Raw genomic sequence first — 18,089 nt, forward strand, 5'->3', positions numbered from 1 at the left:
ATCGCTCAGGGTCGTCGAGGGGACTGCGACAGCCACCACCCTATATAGATATCCGCCACTCCCCCTATGTAGACTTCCGTCATGCCCGACAAGATACGGATGACGACTTCGGTCGCCAGCGTGCTTCGCGAGTTCCTGGAAGCTCCGACCGAACATCAGTACGGTTTCGACCTGATGCAGCGGTGCGGACTCTCCAGTGGCTCGCTGTACCCGATCCTGGCCCGCCTGGAAAAGGCGGAATGGATCGTCGGCCGGTTCGAGGAGATCGACCCCTCGAAGGAGGGACGGCGACCCCGCAAGTACTACACACTCACCGCCGCGGGTGCGCGTGCCGCGGTGTGCGAACTCGACCTCCTCAGTGAGCGGTTCAAGCCGCCGGTGTGGGATTTCGGCTCGAAGCCCGCGACGGGAGGAGCTTGGTGAGCGTCCTTGGTGCGACACTGCTGGTCAGCGGCTCGCTGACAGCTCTGGTCATGGGCAAGGTGCTGGTCTCGTTGCTGAGCAAAGAGGTCGAAGGCCGGATAGACCACGCGGGTTACACGATCCTTCGTCTTGCCCGGCGGCGCCTGCCCGCCGACCTCAGAGAGAGCCTCCACGACGATGAATGGCTTCCGGAGATGGACGACATCCTTGAGCGCCACAAGGACCGGCCGATCACCCGACTGGTCTGGCCCCTACGCTTCTCCATGCCACTGCTGCTTTGGGGTGCAGCGCGCACCGCACGTATCGTCCGAGCGACACCTGCTCTCTCAACACGCCTGAAGGTCTACTTGAGGTCGTCGACAGCGATCGTTCGGGTTATCAAACGGATCGCTGGTGCCACACCCCGTGAAGGTGACGCATTCGGAGAATCCATAGAAAAATCGTCTCGTGCACGCATCCTCCAGTCAGCCGAGCTCTCCGTAGGAGTGGATCTCCCCGAGCGACCTGATCTCGTGCTGACCGACGCCAACGGAGAGGAGCATCATATTTTCGTGAAGATTCCTCTCGCCCAGACCGGTTCGGGGCGGGAAACTGCACTCACCCTCTGGGCGAAACACAATGACCGAAGCTCTCCCTAGCTGCGTCGTCTGAGCAACGGTCCTGCGCCGCCGCTCGTCTCATCCCTGCACCACCGCCTACCCAAACACCCGGCGACCTCGCCACCGCTGCATCCCGACATGTGTGGTTTGCTACTCTCTGGACGGAAGGGCAACGGAGACAACATATCTAGGGGGCCTTAAATCTCCTCTTTGTCCCGAAAGCACCCGAATGCAGACGAATACCCACGCATCACGACGAGAGGCATCATCCCTGGTAGCGGTATAGATCCGAAGCTAGGCGAAGGTGGCTGCATCGTGGTATGCGATACCCCAGAGTTCACAGGCTCAAATCCTAATTCGCAATTCACCAGAGTTTCAGGTGGGGCTGCCGAAGCGGCCACGCAGTTTCCACGAGAGCAGTCGCGATCTCGATCGCCTGATTGCTTTCCGGTGCACCGACCGTAGAAGCAGCCGGGTTCATGTGCACAACGTCGTTCCGTACCTGATGGAGGGCGGTCCAGAAGTCCAGCGGAAGCTGATAACCGGCTTTTTCAAGTCTGCCCGCGGCTGAACCGAGTGTGATATCGGGCGGGGCGGCAGGGATCGCCTTCATCAAGATGTTCTTGATCGCGATTTCGGCTGCCGCGCCAGCGTCTACAACCGACCGGCGATGTTGGTTGACGAAGCGCAACGAGCGGGCATCCCGGATCAGAATCCATGCTAGCTCTGGATCGTGCTGTGAGGCCGCCTCATCCAGAGCGGCACCCACCAGTTCCTTCGATGCAGGGCCGCTAGTGTTCGCACACACCAGCTTCATCGGGCTGAAAGCATGGAGGTGTGTCGGAGGCTCATCGCTGATGTTGAAAGGCATCCACCGGTTGTGAATGATGTTTGGCGGGCGATGGCCGATGTCGGATACGCACTGGCCGGTATAGATCTCAATCCAAGTCAGGAAGCGTTCCGCCCATTCCGCAGTTGCGGCGAGAATTTCCTCGATGGCGGTCTCGGCTTCGCTTTCCGCTTGGCCTTGGAGCAGCACACGGCGGACGACGGCAGTTGCGGGTTGGGTGCCGATGTCACTCTCGAAGACGCCCCACAGGCCGGGCTCGTCGTATGTCCTGCCGCGCTTATCCTGCGGAGGCCGCAACGCTCCTGTCCGCTCGCCTTCGGGAGTGGCGGGAAACAGCACTTGGACCGGCCGCCCCATGATCTCGCTCTTGAGGGCAAGTCCGATCACGGATCGGTCGGACTTGAAACCCCTCTCGAGATCGCATTGCCACTCCAACGTGAAGGTCATTTGGCAACCCACCTGTCTCTAGTGTCGCAGTCAAGAGGTGTGCCTCTCGGTGCCCACCTGGGCGCGCAGCGCCGCAGACCCGGAGGTCCTTATTTACTCTATATTTTCAGGCGAATCTACCTGAATCAGATGCGATTCAGAGTCATTCAATCTCTGATAGCTCTCAAGCATACTTGCTGGCAGGAGTAGCTAATCGGATATGCCCGCAGAGAGCCGAATCATGTTGGGGCAGAAGCAGAAGTTCTACCATTGAACTACATCGGCATGCGCGTGAGCGCGACCGTCAGCCTAGCAGGCCAGGCACTATGCGGGGCAAGTCCGCTGGTCCGAGGTCAGACCTGGGCCTGAATCAGGCCCAGGTCTCAATTTACTCTCTAAATTCATCAGACCTCGGCGAAGTCCTCCAGGTACTCGCGAGTGTCGGGGCCTTCGTGGGCGGGCTCGACGTAGTGGCGCCGGGTCGTGGTGCTGCTGGCGTGGCCCAGCTGTGCCGCGGCCTTCTCGATGTCCTTGCGGCCCATCTCGGTGCCGACTGTCTTGCGGTAGGTGTGCGGGTTCATCGGCAGGTCGGTCAGGCCGACGCGGTTGCGCGCCTCGGTGATCTGGGTGCGGCGCGTCTGGAAGGATGCGCTCTCCGACCGCCAAGAGCAGAAACAAGCCAAAGGCACGTTGAAATGGTGGACAGCGACCGTCAAAGAAGTCACAGAATTCATGGACTGCCCCGCGTACCAAGCGCCGGAGCTACCCGATCTCCGCACAGAACTTCGTGGCAATCTAGATACAGTCCTCGACGATCCGGACAGTCTGACAAACCAGTTCAGGGCAGAGATCGAAGGAGATTAACACCGTTGGGATCGTTGAGACTGTCAACGCGGCAAAGCTCATGCCCAACAAAGCGATCACCCAGCATGACCAGAGCGCAACCTCGCACACCCCTGACCCACGAGCCCGAGGGTTGCGGTGATCGAACCCGACATCACTCGCCGTAACGTGCAAGCCGCGGTGCCCCGTCCGCGACAGCACAAACGCCGCGGCGGCCAATCTGCTCGGCGACACCACCATCGGCGGAAAGCGGACAAACTCTTTCACCCGAATCGGACTAAATACACCGCCCAGCAGGGCGCTGCGGCGTTCCGAGGCTGTGCGCCGCGAACACCCTCATGCGCGAGCGGCTCGGCGGAGCAGATGGCACTGGAGAAGTAGCCCAGCGGCGAGCCCCGCGAACAGCGGTGCCATCCCGAGTGTGGTTGTGTCGGTGAAGTTCCCGAACGCGCGTAGCGCGGCTCCGGCCGCCGAGAGCAGGAGCAGCGGAATCAGAATGTCCCGCTGACGTTGGCTTTCCTTCAACCGGGCACGTTCCGGCAACGACAAGCCCGTGCCCGTCGAATGAGTGCGCTGAAATTTTTTCACCCAGTTCCGGATCGTCTGATCAGTTACCCCGCAATCGCGTGCGACATCGGCGACCGTTCGAGACTTCTCGACCACCTCACGTGCCGCTGTTTCCCGGAACTCCGTTCAGTTACCCAAATTCTACTTTGGGTCACTGTCCGAGAAAGTTCCGGCACCTCAGATCGCCAAGAAGCTCTCCGAGGGCGTCAAGGCCTCCAAGGACCTGAAGCGTGTCAAGACAGAGCTTCAACGAATCAGGGACCTCAAGAAAAAGGACAAGCCCAACACTCCCAAGGACAAGCCCGCGCCCAAGCCCGCTGCGTCCTCGCGCGCCGACGGCGAAAAATACCTCGACGAGGGCTCCACACTGGAAAAGGACAAGAAGTCGATCATAAAATCCAAGGACGGCGGAGCCGAACAGGCGCAGAAGGACTTCGAGCACCTCACGCAGGGGCGGGAAGTCACGACGTACCCCAACGGCACCAAAGTCGGACGTCTTCCCGATGGCAGCGATATCTCGCTGCGTAGCTCGTCGGATGGGAGAACGACTATTTCCATCCAGGAGAAGGGGACCGAAGCGAGCAAGTACAGATACAACCCATGAGCGGAGACATAACAGCTGTGCGGAAATTGAGCGCGACGGAATCCGACCGTATTCGAAGCGACCTGCTGGAGTCCGAACAGCAGTTCAGCGACACCTGGTCATCGGTACCGGGGCGATTCGTGGTGCCCGCCGAGGAGGTCTCCGACCTGATCACTGATCCGTCCGGAGCCCGGATCCTGTCCGCGTTCGCGGCGCACGGATATCCCGAGGTGTACTGCTCGACAACATCCGACCTCGGCTCGGCGCACTCGGATCAGGCGGTGCTCACGCCGCTGGCCGACGTGAACGACTGGCGATGGGACCACGCACCCCTCGATGTCGTCGTGGCCTCCCCCGATCTCGCGGTCGCCGTTCTGTTCTCCGTCGATGAGTTCATCCTGATCGGCGGTAACCGCGGATTCGTGGAATCGGCACTCGGCCGGTCGATCGCAGACGGGTGCGCGGAATTCAAGGCGTATGCCGAAGACATGGCCACCGCGTCGCGTCATCTGCCTGAACTCGCGCGACGATTCTGTGAATGACGACGACCGAGGCCAGGTGAAATTGGACATCGCGTGGCTCCGCCTGGCGCAACTGTCTGGGGCGGATCTGAGTGGTGCCGATCTCCGAAAGGTTCAAGGCCAGTATTGTCGCGCTCGGCACGCGAAGTTGTGCGGCGCTGACCTGCAAAAAGCAGATATCAGCGATTCAGACTTTCTGGGCGCAGACCTCAGCGGCGCCCGGTTGCAGCGAGTACCGTTCTCCGGATCGGATCTGAGGCAGGCCAGCCTCCGCGACTGCAGCTTCCAGACAACGAGATTCTCGGATGCGCGTTTAGCGGATTGCGATGTTCGTGGGGCAGCTGGCCTGGTCATCGGGCCGATCGATGTCGGTGTCGATTCGCCACACTTGATGGACGGGCCAGAGCTACAGGGGTGGTTCGCTGCGAATGGTGCGCCGGATGTCGAGGTGCACCAGAAGGCCGATGTTGACTGATGTGGCATCGCGGAGAATGATTCACTGTGCCGGCGCCGGGCAGATGCGAGGGTTCGTTTCGCAATTCCGAACGTTGTCACGAACCGACGCAGTTGAAAGGTCGCGCTGTCTGCGCAGGTCGAATCAGTTGTGGTGATGTGGTTTTCGGTGATCCATTGCTGCACCGGCCCTCGGCAGGGCACGTCGAACATGGTGATGGTGATGACCTGCGGTTCTTCGGTGGTCAGAAGCGGATTACCCAGCTGTAGTGCCTTGGCAGCGGATTTCGGTGACCGAGCCGGGACGGTTCGGGCCGGCGTATGCGTGCGCTTATCTTCACGCGAGCGGTCTCCCGGCGCAACGTGGCGCGGGCCGCTGATTCCACCGCACTACTCGATGATCACCCGATAGGGGCGCGATATCCGGGTGTGCGATTGCGGGTCACGATCCCGGCGTACAGCGAAACCACCGCAGCGGCATGGCAAATCACCGAAATCCGCAGGCTCGGGTCTCGTTCGGCCACAATCAGGATTCGGTCGTCCCCGCGCACCAGCGTTCATCCCCGGAATACGCCGACCGTGGCGACACAGTCGGCGCTACGCAGGACATGGCACCACTATGGGACTGCTCTATGAAGTTCTGCGCCAACTGATTCGAGCACCGATTCGATGCCGCGGACCGTGCTGTAGGAGGACCTCGTTGCTGCGCTTGTGCGGGAATTCCGGAACTTCCGACCACTTCGTCGGCACCCAGTCTGGTGGAGGGTTTGCCACGAGAGCCGGGAACTGCTCGCGCAATCACGCGGTGTAGTCGATCACGTTGTCGTCGAACAAGACTCGCCGTGTGCGCATAGCGGCACCGGGAGTTGATTCGCCGACCGGGATGGGATAGAACTTGATCGTTGCAATTCGTAACGCGAAAACATTGCGCACGCTTGATCAGTCAGCGTGCTGCGGGGGTCGGGAGGATAGGAAAATCATGCGTCGGACTATCGGGAAATTCGGTCGTAAAGCACTCATCGCGGCGTTGCCGCTGGCGGTCGCGGTGACCTTCGTGGGCGCGGGAACAGCTTCTGCCGACACCTCGGCCATCGCCCCGCAGTCGGCCACGGCCGTGCAGATCGCTGCTGCTACGGAGGTGCCGGTCGCGGTTCCGCAGGTGGCTCCGGTCGTCGCGCAGCCCACCGCCTCGGATGTCGAGCAGTCGGTCGCGGCTGCGGATCTGCAGGATATAGCCACAGATCCGAATGCGGCCAACCATGATCCGCTGGCTAATGGCGCTGTGGCGGGTGCGATTGTCGGGGGCGCGCTCGGGGTTGTTGTTTGTGCCGTCACCCTCGTCGGCCTTCCGCTCGTCCCGCTCTGCGCCCTCGGCCCCGCGCTCCAGGGTGCCCTGGTCGGCTTGATCGTCGGCGCGGTCGCCCCGAATGTCATTCCGCAGGTCCTGCCCTGATCCCTCCGGGATCAGCGTTCGCCGTTTTCCGGTAACCGAATCGAGTTCGGCTACCGGAAAACGGAATAAAGATGTGCGCGACTGATCGCCGAGGTGCCCCTCTTCGCCGCATATCTACCGATTGCGCTGGTTTCAGTTCGTGTAGCCGGGGTCGGCTGGTTCGATAACCCCGGCTGCCGTATCGGCTCGGCCGCCGGCCGCCAGCAGAACACGAATCCGACTACCATTCGACCTGCCCCGAGTAATCCGCTCGAGACCGATGGAAAGGGCACACTGTTCGCCTCCGGTCAGCGGGGTTTGTAAGCCCGCTGGATAAAGCGAGCAAATAGCCCGGATCGGCGAGGCTCACCGGCGGCAACAGCCTTCTGATCGGTAAAGTAGTTCTGCACCGGGTGAGCGTGATCGGCCGGTCCCGATGACGAGATCACCCGGCTATCGAGCCAGGGTGTTTTCCCCGCCGACGACTGCACGGCAACGCCACGATGCGCGCCAGAACCGACTCGACCGCGCACACGTGGACAAGATCATTCGACTTCACCGCTCGCGGCCGCCGACTTCGCGTCCCAGTTTTAGGCGGGGACCATCCGATCGCGCGCGCACTCCGGCAGTTGTGGCCGGGCGTAGATAATCGCCTCGCGGGTTGCGGCGGGTATGTGCCTCGTGAAACCCGTCGGTCATCGGCGTCGTGCCACATGGGTGGGCGTGAAGTGTTGGCGCCGGTGCGTGACCGTGATGTGGGATCGCTGCTGGTGAAGGGCCGTCGGAGCCGACATCTGGTAACCGTCGCCGACTTCGGTTGCTGCTCCGTTATTTTCGGTTGTGGTCACTTTTTCGCGGCCTGTCTCAGTGTGGTTGTCGACGGTGCCGAGCCGAGTTCTGGCGGTGGTCGCCTACCTTGCCCCGAAGTAGGTGGAGGTTCGGCGTGTTCTCGGTCCACCTGGTTCGAATAGTGCCCTCGATACATCCGAAGCCGACGCGGACCCGCCCTGTCCCGTACGCTGTGCGGTGCGTGCCGCGACGTCGGAGAACAACGCGTGAGTGGCAGCCGATCGGCCCTCGACGCGGCCGAACAGCAGTCCGGCTTCGAGATCCCGAACCGTGCTCGGGTGCCCGCGGAAGTAGCGGTGGGCGGGAAACAGTATTCGCCCTGGGGTTCTAGCTGGGAGAATGAGGTGTATGGTTCGGCCTTGGGGGCCGAGTGATCCACACTCGTGTCACCCGGTGGACGTACCATGCGAAGGAAGCATCGGCGCTTGGGCATATCCCAGGCCGGTGGTCAGGTGCGGACGCCGTGATCGGCTATTCGCCGCAGATCAAAGGAGGCTCAGGATGAGTCAAGAAGATGGGCGTGTGCCCGGACTGTTCAGTCACGAAACCGCCGCCCCCGAGGTGTACGCCTCGGCGGATAACAACGCGATGCACTACCCCGTTTTCAGCGGGGCGGAGGACGGGTCGTTCCACGCGCAGGCGGTCGACGGCGACGCATAGGCGTTCGACGCTTCGGCGACGTGAACGGGTGAATCACCGTGGTCGTCGCCGAGGGTCAGGTATCAGAGGATTCGGCGTCGCGTGCACTCGGTTCGCGCGGTCCCGCATTGGTGAGCGCCCCATCGCGAGGCGCTGAAATTCTCACCGGATGGTCTCTCCATCGGTGATTCAGGTAGGTGTACGCGCCGAGGCAGACGAGTATCCAGAGCGCACCGATCGACCATCCGCCGAGTACGTCGGTCGGCCAGTGCACCCCGAGGTATACCCGGGAAATCCCCACCGCGACAACGAAAACCACGGCAGCCGTGATCGCGGCTAGTCGTGCCGCGGTCCGGTGCAGCCTCGGCACCAGCGCGACGACGACGATTCCGATCACCGCGATCGAGCCGAGACTGTGCCCGGACGGGTAGGACAGGCTCGACTCGAAGGCGATTCTGTCGACGGCGGGTGGACGGGATCTGCCGATCAGTCGTTTTCCGGCGAACGTGAGTATCGATGCGCCCACAGCGGTCAGTGCGACGAGAGTCGCGTCGCGTCGACACCCGCGCCATATCAGGCCCGCGCACACCAGCACGGTGATGATGGTCAGGGTGAGTGTGTCGCCGAGGGTGGTCACCACGCGTGCCGTCGCGGTGAGCGTCGCGGTGCGGTGTTCGATGGCCCATGCCGAGATCTCGGGATCGATGGCGGTCAGGCCGTTGTCGTGCTGAACGTCGTGGGTCAACACGGTGATGAATGCCGCCAGCAGCACCGCGAGGGGGGCGAGCGTCGGAATGCGGCGTGTTGACCGGTCGTGATCAGGAGTGGGCGGCACCTGTCCAACCTTTCCTCCCCATGCTGAGAAATTGCTGTGGTGTCGGTGGATGGGGGTGTGTCGGTCACCGTTCCCTCTATACCGTCCCTACCCGGCGATCACCGGCGTGAATCAGGGATGCCGAGAAGACGCTGGGCCGAACTCGGAATGTGCCGTATCCCGTCATCGATCATCGGGGTGTGCGAGGCGCTCGCGAGGCGAGGTTCTCGATGTTTCAGCACGTGGCCGAACCGTCGAGTCGCGCGAAGGCTAGGCTCGTCGCGTGCTGCTATCCGATCGTGACATCCGTGCGGAGATCGCCGCGGGGCGTCTCGGGGTCGAGCCGCTGCTGGAGAATCTCATCCAGCCGTCGAGCATCGATGTGCGCCTCGACCGCCTGTTCCGGGTCTTCGACAATTCCCGCTACACCCATATCGATCCGGCGCAGCGCCAGGACGAGCTGACCAGCCTGGTCGAACCCTCGGAGGGGGAGCCGTTCGTGCTGCATCCGGGCGAGTTCGTGCTCGGATCGACCCTCGAGATCTGCTCACTGCCCGATGATCTGGCGGGGCGGTTGGAAGGTAAGTCGAGTCTCGGCCGACTCGGCCTGCTGACGCATTCGACCGCCGGGTTCATCGATCCCGGGTTCAGCGGTCACATCACGCTGGAGCTGTCCAATGTGGCGAATCTGCCGATCACGCTGTGGCCGGGGATGAAGATCGGCCAGCTCTGCCTGTTCCGGCTGACCAGTCCGGCTGAGCATCCCTATGGCAGCGCAGCGGCGGGCTCGAAATATCAGGGGCAGCGGGGGCCGACCCCGTCGCGGTCGTATATGAATTTCCCGCTTTCCGACGAGGTCGTGCAGACGGTGGAATCGCGCTGAGCGTGAGTCGGGTTGGGGCGCAGTAGCACCCGACCGATTGCGCCCCATCGACCCGGAGGCGCAATCGGTCGTGCGAGGTGCCGGACGGTGGCGGGGACCGACGACGCATTCAGTCCCCGCCGCCCGCTCCCACCGCCAGCGCCGTCGTGATGACGGCGGAGAGCGGGGGGAGCGTGCCACCGCGGCCAGGTGGGCTGACCCAGGAGCACCCTTCCCGGGTCAGGCGACCGAGGCCGGTCGGCAACATCACGGCACTGCCGACGGCGGGTATCCCGATATCCAGCCGGTTCAGTACCTCCAATACCTGCGCGCCCGGCCGGGAATCCGGTTCCGCCAGGAAGCTCCATCGGATCTGCCTGGCCAGCACAGGGCCCCTCGTCCCCTGCTGTTCCAGTGCCGCCCTGACCTTTTCGGCGCGGGCGGTCGGCAGATGAACGGCACAGACTCGGCCGCTGATGGGTAGCATCACGAAACCGCCGCGTTCGGTCACCGGTAACCCGAATTCGTTTCGGTAGAAGGCCACCCAATCGTCGACTGTCATGAGTCTGTCCATATTCACGGCCAACTCCTTGCCTCCTGTTTCAAGGGTCGCCCGTGAGAGCGTGACACGGTGTCGCCCGCACGCCCGCCTTCCACTGCCATTCCACTGCCTCTCGCGCCCGGCCGCGCGACCCAGTGTCTACTGCACAGGCCAGTGCATATAGCAACACCGAATTACCTGTGGCAGTAGACACAATGGGCTCGTACCCTGGGATGAGGAGTTCGTCGGAAGGGATGACATCGTGGTCCGGCAATGGTCAGGTAGAGAGACCCGTGCCCTTCGCGATGCCAAGCGGATGAGTATCAGGGAGTTCGCGGCCCACCTGGGAGTGCACGAACGCCTGGTCTCGAAATGGGAAGCGGGTGGCGTCCGGGTGCACCCGCGCCCCATCAACCAAGCCGCGCTGGACACCTCCCTGGCCAGGTCCGATGACGTTGTGCGAGCACGTTTCGCGGCCCTGATCGATCAGCAGTCGGCCGAACGAACGGCCGCGCCAGGAGCCGATTCGCGTCCCGCCGTCGGGGCGCGCGCCAATTACTCGAGCGAAGCGGACCTGTTGGCTCTCATCGACGCCGGTGCGATGAGAGGCGATGCGTTAGCAGCGATTTCGGAGAGGGATCTCATCATGGCCGCTGCCCACGAGGCAAGTGAACACGCCGGACGGGCCGAGAGCACCAACGTGGGTGCCACCACTTTGGATCAACTCGACGCCGACGTGCTGCGTATCGCGAACGATTACGTGAGCATTCCCCCGGTTCCGATGATGGTGGAGATGCTGCGAGTGCGCCGCCGGGTGTACCGACTGCTCGAGGGGCATCAGCGGCCCGCCGATACCAGCCACCTATATCTGCTGGCCGGCACGCTGTCCGGATTGCTCGCCAACGCGAGTACCGACCTCGGCTACTACGACGCCGCGGGGGAGCAGGCGCGGGCCGCGTGGGCCTATGCCGAACTCTGCGGTCACAACGGACTGCGCGCGTGGACCAGGGGGATGCACGCGCTCATCGAGTACTGGTCCGAGCGACCGCGGCGTGCGGTGCTGCTCGCCCAGAGCGGGCAGGAGTTCGCCGAATCGGCGACGGCGAAGGTCCGCTTGCACAATATCGAGGCCAGGATCTGGTCCAAGATCGGCAGCGCGGGCGATACCGAACGCTGCGTCAGGGCCGCCGACGACGCGCGCGAGGTCTGCGAAACCGATGATCTGCACGACGAGATCGGCGGCGTCTTCGGTTTCAACGACGCCAAGGCGCAGTACTACGCGGGGGCCACCTACATCCACCTCGGACTGGCCGAACCCGCGCTGGCCGCCACGAGGCGTGCCATCGACCTCTATGCCAACGGGCCCTCCGAACAGCGCTCCTACGGCGCCGAGTCGCTGGCTCGGGTGGACTGCGCCGCCGCCCATCTGATCAACGGCAGTCTCGACGGCGCCTCCGAGGCGCTGTACCCGGTCCTCGGCCTGGACGAGGACAAACGCATCGCCCAATTGGAGGAACGGCTCATCGGCGTGCGCCGCCGGATCGCCGCCCCGGATTTCCGCGACGCGACCGAGGCGCGTTTCCTCGACGAACGCATCGAGGAGTTCTGCGGCGCGACCGCCGCGAAGGGCGTCCCGCCGGGCAATTCCCTCGCCTGATCCACCCGCGGCCCCGTGTGCGTGCGAAAACGCGGTTGCGCGGGATGGCACCATGGGACGGGTGAGCCCCAGTCATCTACCGCATCGCCCGCCGCGTGTCCTCGAGCAGTCCACGAAGCTGCAGAACGTCGTCTACGAGATCCGTGGACCGGTACACGCACACGCGGCACGGCTGGAGGCCGAGGGACATCGCATCCTCAAGCTGAATATCGGCAATCCCGCCCCGTTCGGGTTCGACGCGCCCGATGTGATCATGCGCGACATCATCGCCGCGCTTCCGTATGCCCAGGGCTACTCGGAATCGAAGGGCATCCTGTCGGCGCGCCGCGCCATCGCCACCCGCTACGAACTGGTGCCGGGCTTCCCCGAGCTCGACGTGGACAACGTCTACCTGGGCAACGGCGTCTCCGAGTTGATCACCATCACCATGCAGGCCCTGCTGGACAATGGTGACGAGGTGCTGATCCCGGCGCCGGACTACCCGCTGTGGACGGCGATGACGAGTCTGGCAGGTGGTACTCCGGTGCACTACCTGTGCGACGAGTCCAGCGGCTGGCAGCCCGATATCGCCGATATCGAATCGAAGATCACCGACAAGACCAAGGCGCTGTTGGTGATCAATCCGAACAACCCCACCGGCGCGGTCTACTCCGCCGAGATCTTGCAGCAGATCGCGGACGTGGCCCGCAAACATCAGCTGCTGCTGCTCGCCGACGAGATCTACGACAAGATCCTCTACGACGACGCCAAACACATCTCGCTGGCGACCATGGCGCCGGATCTGCTGTGCCTGACCTTCAACGGCCTGTCCAAGGCGTACCGGGTGGCGGGCTACCGTTCCGGATGGCTGGCCATCACCGGGCCGAAGGATCACGCGGCCGGGTTCCTGGAGGGTATCGATCTGCTCGCCTCCTCGCGGCTGTGCCCGAATGTGCCCGCCCAGCACGCGATTCAGGTGGCGCTCGGTGGACATCAGAGCATCGAGGATCTGATCCTGCCCGGTGGCAGGCTGCTCGAGCAGCGCGATGTGGCGTGGGAACGGCTGAATATGATCCCGGGTGTTTCCTGTGTGAAGCCCAAGGGCGCGCTGTACGCGTTTCCCCGGCTGGATCCGAATGTGTACGAGATCTACGACGATTCGAAGCTGATCCTGGATCTGCTGCTCCAGGAGAAGATCCTGATGGTGCAGGGCACCGGCTTCAACTGGCCCGATCACGATCATCTGCGCATCGTCACCTTGCCGTGGGCGCGGGATCTCGCGGTCGCGATCGAGCGGTTCGGCAACTTCCTCGCCAGCTACCGGCAATAGCCCGTAGCGCCCGCCTGGCAATCGAATCGCCCTGCTTCGGGCGCTGAAACATACTAAATGTTGGGATAGAGGCGAGTTTTGAAGATGGGCTAGCGCAAAAGTTCGGCTTTTGTGTACAGTGGCTCTTGGCACTTCGAGTGCCCGGTCGGGTTGTCTACCCCCCCTGGACAACCTGGCCTCGGGTTCGGCCGCCTACCCCCCTGGGCCGCCGGCCTGCGGGCGGCGGAGACATCCCCCTGCTCTCCGCCGCCCCCTCCCGGATCTCCCGAATCTCTCGGTCTCCGCACCGGTTCGTATGCTCCCCTGCGCTGTAGGGCGATCTTGAAAATGAAATCCTTTAAGCTCGGCACCGGGCGGACGCGCCCAGGGCATACGACGGACGAGGTAGGAGCCCGGTGACCGACCACCATCATCATCATCACCATCATCACGACCATTCCGAACCGCTCGCGATAGGCGCCAACGCCGCCCGCGTGGTGATCGGTCTGCTCACCGTCATCGGTGTCGTCGTCGTTCTCGCCGCCATCGCGTTGTGGCCGAGCACCCAGCACGTCGACATCCCGCTGCCGATGCAGAACGCGGGCGGCGGAGCGGTGCAGACCGAAGCGGGCACGGTCGTCGTGCAGGACGTCGGTCCGTGCGGCAGCGCCTCGCTCGGCAAGGTGTTCACCGATATGCCCGAGACCCCGCGCAACAACGCCTACATCTGTCAGCGCAGCCTCATCACCATCGACTCGGGCCCGCACAAGGGCAACAAGACGCTGTTCGAAATCGCGCCCGGCCCAGGGCAACCCGATCTGCGCGCGGGCGATCGGATTCGGCTGGTCCGCCAGACCGATCCGAACGGCACACCCATGTACTCCTTCGAGGACTACTCGCGCGGATTGCCGCTGACCCTGATCGTCATCGCGTTCATCGTGGTGATCATCGCGGTGGCGCGCTGGCGTGGTCTGCGCGCGCTGCTCGGACTCGTATTCGCCTTCGCGGTTCTCGTGGTCTTCCTGCTGCCCGCTCTGCTGGACGGAAAACCCGCGATTCCGGTGGCGCTGGTATCGGGCGCGGTGATCCTCTACGTGGTGCTGTATCTGGCGCACGGGGTGAATCTGCGGACCAGTTCGGCACTGCTCGGCACGCTCACTTCGATGCTGTTGGCGGCCGTACTGTCCTGGCTGGCAATCGAAGTGACGCATCTGACCGGTCTGTCCGAAGAGCAGAACACCAACGTCGCCACCTACATCGAGCACGTCAGTATCACGGGTCTGCTGCTGGCGGGCTTCATCATCGGCACGCTCGGTGTCCTCAACGACGTCACCATCACGCAGGCCTCGGCCGCCTTCGAACTGGCCGCACTCGATCGATCAGCTTCGCGGCGCGAGGTTTTCGCCGCGACGATGCGCGTCGGCCGCGACCATATCGCCAGTACGGTCTACACCCTCGTGCTCGCCTACGCCGGTGGCTCGCTGCCGCTGTTGCTGCTGTTCAGTGTCGCCGGACGGTCCATCCGCGACGTGCTGACCGGCGACGCGGTCGCCATCGAGATCACCCGATCGGCGGTCGGCGGTATCGCCCTTGCCCTTTCGGTGCCGCTGACCACCGGTATCGCGGTGTTGCTCGCGCGCCCGTTCGGATCGAAACCGGTGGTACAGGCACCGCCTTCGCGACATGCCAGGCACGCCAGGAACTGAGTCGAGGCGGTGATCCGGCCCGTATCCCGCGGGGTACGGCGGATCGTCTCAGCGTGGCGACTGGGGGATGAGTTCCGGGGGAATGGTCGGCACCACGATCGGCGGGAGTCCGGGAACCACGAAGGTATTCGGGCCCTGCGTCGGAGTATCGGGGGCGGTGGTCGCCTGTTGACGCGGCGATTGGACTACCGTCGCCTCGGTCGCGGTGGTCGTGGCCGGGGCGACCGCGATCTGCGGATCGAGGGTGGTGGTGCGCGGCACGCTGGACGGGGAGGTGGACGTGGAACCCTCGCTGCTCTGCGAATCCCGTTCGAGCACCTGCGGGCCGTATCCGAGGCCGAGTCCGATCGCCGCGACCACCGCCAGTGCGCTGACGGTCAGCACGGCGCCGCTCACCTCGCGCTTACCGTGTATGGGCCGCACCGCCGACCAGCCAGAAGGCAGTTCGTCGCGTCCACGGCCACGCACGGCGCGCGGCCAGTCCTGCACCTGATTCGGGCCCGCCCAATCATCGTGCGCGAGATCGTCATCGAGGCTGTTCTTGCGTTGTCTGCCCTTCTTCGGCGGCGTGGACAGCCAGGCGGGCGAGGGCGCGCCCGCGTTCATCGCCGTCGTGACGGGCGCGGCCACATGAACCGGGCGGGCCAGCAGGGCGGCGCCGCGCGCGGTGACCGTCTCCGGACTCTCCGGGACGATCACCGGAACGCCCATCCAGCGTTCGAGCACCTTCGCGATCAGCGGGATCCTGGCGCAGCCGCCGATGGCGAGAACGCCGTGCACCGGGCGATCCGAACGCACGATCACATCGCGCGCCATCCTGGCCGACGATTCGATCGCCAGCATGATCAGCGCCTCGAAGTTCTCCTGAGCCAGTAACACCAGGCCCTGTTCGCTCGGCAGCGCCACGGCGGTATTGGTGGACAGCTGCTCCTTGGCTTCGCGGCACAGCGCGTCGAGCACCGCAAGGCCCGCCTGATCCGGTGGATGCGCGATACGCCCCGACGCGATCTGCTGTTCACGGATCAGCGAATCCAGGTAGTCGCCGCTGATATCGCTGGTGCGTTCGGTGTGACGCACCTCACGGGTCTGGGTGTCGACCACGCTCACCGAAAGTCCCGAGCTGCCCAGGTCGTAGACGACCAGGGAGGAGATGCCGCGGATATCACCCGTGGACTGGGCGAATTCGAGAGCGGCGAAGACCTCGGGGATGAGTTCGTAATTGGTGATCTGCTGGCTCGCCATCGCGGCGCGGATCGCATGGGCCTGCTGCTCACTGCGGTAGGCGACCGCCGTGGCGGTGATATCGCGCGAGGATTCCAGCGTGACGCCGACCGCCTCGGCGACCAACTCCTCGGCCCGGTTGCCGACCACAGGTACGGTCTGCAGATCGAAGGCGTGCGGCTCGACTTGCCCATGGAGAATCCCGGCGTGCGGTCGCGCCATACGGATGGCGCCGGCCCCCACCGAAATCCCCAGTACCGAACTCATCAGTTGCCCATCCCGTTTCACGCTTCACGACAAGCGAGCCCGCGCCGCTGAGGGCGGATGGCCCATACCGGACGATACCTGGTCTGCCGCGGCACTCCCGCTTCCCTGTGCCCGTTCACAACGTGGCCGGGCCCGGCCTGGGGGTGCTTCGGCGGACTCGGATCGGTCGCTCTCGTCGTCGGCAACTCTACGGTGTGCCGAGTCCCGCGTACACCCATCCCGCATCTCGCCAGGTGGCTCGATCGAGACAGTTGCGGCCGTCGATGATGGACCGCGTACGGACAACTCGATCCAGGTCGTGCGGCCGCAGGGCCGTGAATTCGTCCCATTCGGTGAGCACGAGCACCGCGTCGGCCCGATCGCACGCCTCCGTCACCGACGTCGCATAGTTCAGCGTCGGGAAGACGCGGCGGGAATTTTCCAGCGCCTTCGGGTCGTACACCGTGACGACCGCGCCGTGCAACTGGATCATGCCCGCCACATTCAGCGCGGGGGAATCGCGGACATCGTCGGACTCGGGTTTGAAGGCGGCCCCGAGCACCGCGACATTCGCGCCGAGCAGTGATCCGCCGCAGGCTCGGGTCGCCATATCGACGACCTTGGTCCGGCGTCGCATATTGATGTTGTCGACCTCGCGCAGGAAGGCGACGGCGTGGTTCGCGCCGAGTTCGCCCGAGCGGGCCATGAACGCGCGGATATCCTTCGGTAGGCAGCCGCCGCCGAAACCCAAGCCCGCGTTGAGGAAACGGCGACCGATGCGTTCGTCGTAGCCGAGCGCGTCGGCCAGCATCGTGACGTCGGCTCCGGTCGCCTCGCAGACCTCGGAGACCGCGTTGATGAAGGAAATCTTGGTCGCCAGAAAGGCATTCGCCGAAACCTTGACCAATTCCGCTGTGGCGAGATCGGTCAGCAGGAACGCGACGTCGGCGGCGATCAACTCCGCGTAGATCTCGCGCACGAGTTCCTCGACGCGGTCCGCGCCCGCGCGCGTCCGATCCACCCCGAGTACCAGGCGATCCGGGCGCAAGGTGTCCTTGACCGCGAACCCCTCACGCAGGAATTCCGGATTCCACGCCACCTCGACCTCGGTCGATGCCAGCGCCCTGGCCCGTTCGCCCAGTGCCGTGGCTGTACCCACCGGCACGGTCGACTTGCCGACGATCACCGAAGGGCGCTCGAGCAGTGGTGCGAGTGTATCCACCACGGCGTGCACGTATTTGAGGTCGGCGGCGTATTCGCCCTTCTTCTGCGGAGTGCCGACGCCGAGGAAATGCACCTCGGCGTGGGCCGCGGCCTCTTCGTAGGAAGTGGTGAAGCGCAGGCGGCCGGCGTCCAGATTGCGCCGCAGCACTCCCTCCAGTCCCGGCTCGTAGAACGGCACCACTCCGTCGGACAATTTCGCCACCTTGCCGGGGTCGATATCCACCCCGATAACGTCGTGTCCGAGTTCGGCCATGCACGCCGCATGCGTGGCCCCGAGGTACCCGGTTCCGAAGACTGTGCATCGCATAATCGATTGGTAAGCCCCGTCGGTGGCCGCGCCGCGTC

At 64.1% G+C, this 18,089-nt stretch carries 16 protein-coding genes and 1 pseudogene; 10 read left to right on the top strand and 7 right to left on the bottom strand.

The window, feature by feature from the left end; translation table 11 throughout:
- The first annotated feature begins 81 nt into the window (after nucleotides 1-81).
- Entirely contained in the window at nucleotides 82-423 is a 342-nt protein-coding gene (locus ABZS43_RS30575) for a PadR family transcriptional regulator (protein ID WP_355039454.1), read from the top strand.
- Nucleotides 420-1,061, top strand: coding sequence for a hypothetical protein (locus ABZS43_RS30580; RefSeq protein WP_355039455.1), 642 nt, complete (start codon nucleotides 420-422; stop codon nucleotides 1,059-1,061). Before ABZS43_RS30575 ends, ABZS43_RS30580 begins: the two co-directional genes overlap by 4 nt.
- Before the next feature lie 325 nt (nucleotides 1,062-1,386).
- On the opposite strand, the gene ABZS43_RS30585 is transcribed toward ABZS43_RS30580, so the two are convergent.
- From ABZS43_RS30585 to ABZS43_RS30595, 3 genes and pseudogenes are all read right to left on the bottom strand, one after another.
- Nucleotides 1,387-2,319, bottom strand: coding sequence for a hypothetical protein (locus ABZS43_RS30585; protein ID WP_355039456.1), 933 nt, complete (start codon nucleotides 2,317-2,319; stop codon nucleotides 1,387-1,389).
- Between the two features lie 383 nt (nucleotides 2,320-2,702).
- A complete protein-coding gene (locus ABZS43_RS30590; RefSeq protein ID WP_355039457.1) occupies nucleotides 2,703-3,014 on the bottom strand; it encodes a tyrosine-type recombinase/integrase in 312 nt (103 codons plus the stop codon).
- Between the two features lie 463 nt (nucleotides 3,015-3,477).
- Nucleotides 3,478-3,822 (bottom strand): annotated as a pseudogene (locus tag ABZS43_RS30595) (transposase); the annotation flags it as partial.
- A 486-nt stretch (nucleotides 3,823-4,308) separates the two neighbouring features.
- Between ABZS43_RS30595 and ABZS43_RS30600 the strand changes: the two are divergent.
- The 4 genes from ABZS43_RS30600 to ABZS43_RS30615 all read left to right on the top strand — a co-directional run bounded on the left by ABZS43_RS30600 (nucleotide 4,309) and on the right by ABZS43_RS30615 (nucleotide 8,206).
- Nucleotides 4,309-4,833 (top strand): hypothetical protein, encoded by a 525-nt coding sequence (locus tag ABZS43_RS30600; protein WP_355039458.1) that lies wholly within the window; start codon nucleotides 4,309-4,311, stop codon nucleotides 4,831-4,833.
- 16 nt (nucleotides 4,834-4,849) lie between these two features.
- Nucleotides 4,850-5,287 (top strand): pentapeptide repeat-containing protein, encoded by a 438-nt coding sequence (locus ABZS43_RS30605; protein WP_355039459.1) that lies wholly within the window; start codon nucleotides 4,850-4,852, stop codon nucleotides 5,285-5,287.
- A 957-nt stretch (nucleotides 5,288-6,244) separates the two neighbouring features.
- On the top strand, nucleotides 6,245-6,718 hold the full coding sequence (locus ABZS43_RS30610) for a hypothetical protein (RefSeq protein WP_355039460.1): 474 nt from the start codon (nucleotides 6,245-6,247) through the stop codon (nucleotides 6,716-6,718).
- A gap of 1,329 nt (nucleotides 6,719-8,047) precedes the next feature.
- Complete coding sequence (locus tag ABZS43_RS30615; RefSeq protein WP_355039461.1) at nucleotides 8,048-8,206, top strand: hypothetical protein; 159 nt, start codon at nucleotides 8,048-8,050, stop codon at nucleotides 8,204-8,206.
- 55 nt (nucleotides 8,207-8,261) lie between these two features.
- Here ABZS43_RS30615 and ABZS43_RS30620 read toward each other — a convergent pair whose 3' ends face one another.
- Nucleotides 8,262-9,020, bottom strand: a complete 759-nt coding sequence (locus ABZS43_RS30620; RefSeq protein ID WP_355039462.1) for a phosphatase PAP2 family protein — start codon at nucleotides 9,018-9,020, stop codon at nucleotides 8,262-8,264.
- 262 nt (nucleotides 9,021-9,282) lie between these two features.
- On the opposite strand from ABZS43_RS30620, the gene dcd reads away from it, so the two are divergent.
- The gene (gene dcd, locus ABZS43_RS30625; protein ID WP_355039463.1) at nucleotides 9,283-9,882 is read left to right on the top strand and encodes a dCTP deaminase; all 600 of its coding nucleotides are present in this window, start codon (nucleotides 9,283-9,285) and stop codon (nucleotides 9,880-9,882) included.
- A gap of 109 nt (nucleotides 9,883-9,991) precedes the next feature.
- Here dcd and ABZS43_RS30630 read toward each other — a convergent pair whose 3' ends face one another.
- Nucleotides 9,992-10,435 carry a hypothetical protein gene (locus ABZS43_RS30630; RefSeq protein WP_355039495.1) on the bottom strand — a complete coding sequence of 148 codons (444 nt, stop codon included), beginning with the start codon at nucleotides 10,433-10,435 and terminating at the stop codon, nucleotides 9,992-9,994.
- Between the two features lie 283 nt (nucleotides 10,436-10,718).
- Between ABZS43_RS30630 and ABZS43_RS30635 the strand changes: the two genes are divergently transcribed.
- The 3 genes from ABZS43_RS30635 (at nucleotide 10,719) to ABZS43_RS30645 (ending at nucleotide 15,053) form a co-directional block, all read left to right on the top strand.
- Complete coding sequence (locus ABZS43_RS30635) at nucleotides 10,719-12,059, top strand: XRE family transcriptional regulator (RefSeq protein WP_355039464.1); 1,341 nt, start codon at nucleotides 10,719-10,721, stop codon at nucleotides 12,057-12,059.
- A 52-nt stretch (nucleotides 12,060-12,111) separates the two neighbouring features.
- Complete coding sequence (locus ABZS43_RS30640; protein WP_355039465.1) at nucleotides 12,112-13,368, top strand: pyridoxal phosphate-dependent aminotransferase; 1,257 nt, start codon at nucleotides 12,112-12,114, stop codon at nucleotides 13,366-13,368.
- A 395-nt stretch (nucleotides 13,369-13,763) separates the two neighbouring features.
- On the top strand, nucleotides 13,764-15,053 hold the full coding sequence (locus tag ABZS43_RS30645; RefSeq protein ID WP_355039466.1) for a YibE/F family protein: 1,290 nt from the start codon (nucleotides 13,764-13,766) through the stop codon (nucleotides 15,051-15,053).
- Nucleotides 15,054-15,101: 48 nt separating this feature from the next.
- Here ABZS43_RS30645 and ABZS43_RS30650 read toward each other — a convergent pair whose 3' ends face one another.
- Together ABZS43_RS30650 and ABZS43_RS30655 are read right to left on the bottom strand one after the other, a co-directional pair.
- On the bottom strand, nucleotides 15,102-16,541 hold the full coding sequence (locus ABZS43_RS30650; RefSeq protein WP_355039467.1) for an Hsp70 family protein: 1,440 nt from the start codon (nucleotides 16,539-16,541) through the stop codon (nucleotides 15,102-15,104).
- A 187-nt stretch (nucleotides 16,542-16,728) separates the two neighbouring features.
- Complete coding sequence (locus tag ABZS43_RS30655; protein ID WP_355039468.1) at nucleotides 16,729-18,051, bottom strand: UDP-glucose/GDP-mannose dehydrogenase family protein; 1,323 nt, start codon at nucleotides 18,049-18,051, stop codon at nucleotides 16,729-16,731.
- Nucleotides 18,052-18,089 lie beyond the last annotated feature (38 nt).

It is taken from the genome of Nocardia sp. NPDC005366 (genome assembly GCF_040606855.1).
Taxonomy (GTDB): domain Bacteria; phylum Actinomycetota; class Actinomycetes; order Mycobacteriales; family Mycobacteriaceae; genus Nocardia.

Bases quoted from the DNA above. Each gene is read 5' to 3' on its own strand.
- ABZS43_RS30600 (WP_355039458.1), top strand. From the start codon at position 4,309: ATGAGCGGAGACATAACAGCTGTGCGGAAATTGAGCGCGACGGAATCC.
- ABZS43_RS30585 (WP_355039456.1), bottom strand. From the start codon at position 2,319: ATGACCTTCACGTTGGAGTGGCAATGCGATCTCGAGAGGGGTTTCAAG.
- ABZS43_RS30655 (WP_355039468.1), bottom strand. From the start codon at position 18,051: ATGCGATGCACAGTCTTCGGAACCGGGTACCTCGGGGCCACGCATGCG.
- ABZS43_RS30575 (WP_355039454.1), top strand. From the start codon at position 82: ATGCCCGACAAGATACGGATGACGACTTCGGTCGCCAGCGTGCTTCGC.
- ABZS43_RS30635 (WP_355039464.1), top strand. From the start codon at position 10,719: ATGAGTATCAGGGAGTTCGCGGCCCACCTGGGAGTGCACGAACGCCTG.
- ABZS43_RS30630 (WP_355039495.1), bottom strand. From the start codon at position 10,435: ATGGACAGACTCATGACAGTCGACGATTGGGTGGCCTTCTACCGAAAC.
- ABZS43_RS30650 (WP_355039467.1), bottom strand. From the start codon at position 16,541: ATGAGTTCGGTACTGGGGATTTCGGTGGGGGCCGGCGCCATCCGTATG.
- ABZS43_RS30615 (WP_355039461.1), top strand. From the start codon at position 8,048: ATGAGTCAAGAAGATGGGCGTGTGCCCGGACTGTTCAGTCACGAAACC.
- ABZS43_RS30640 (WP_355039465.1), top strand. From the start codon at position 12,112: ATGGGACGGGTGAGCCCCAGTCATCTACCGCATCGCCCGCCGCGTGTC.
- ABZS43_RS30610 (WP_355039460.1), top strand. From the start codon at position 6,245: ATGCGTCGGACTATCGGGAAATTCGGTCGTAAAGCACTCATCGCGGCG.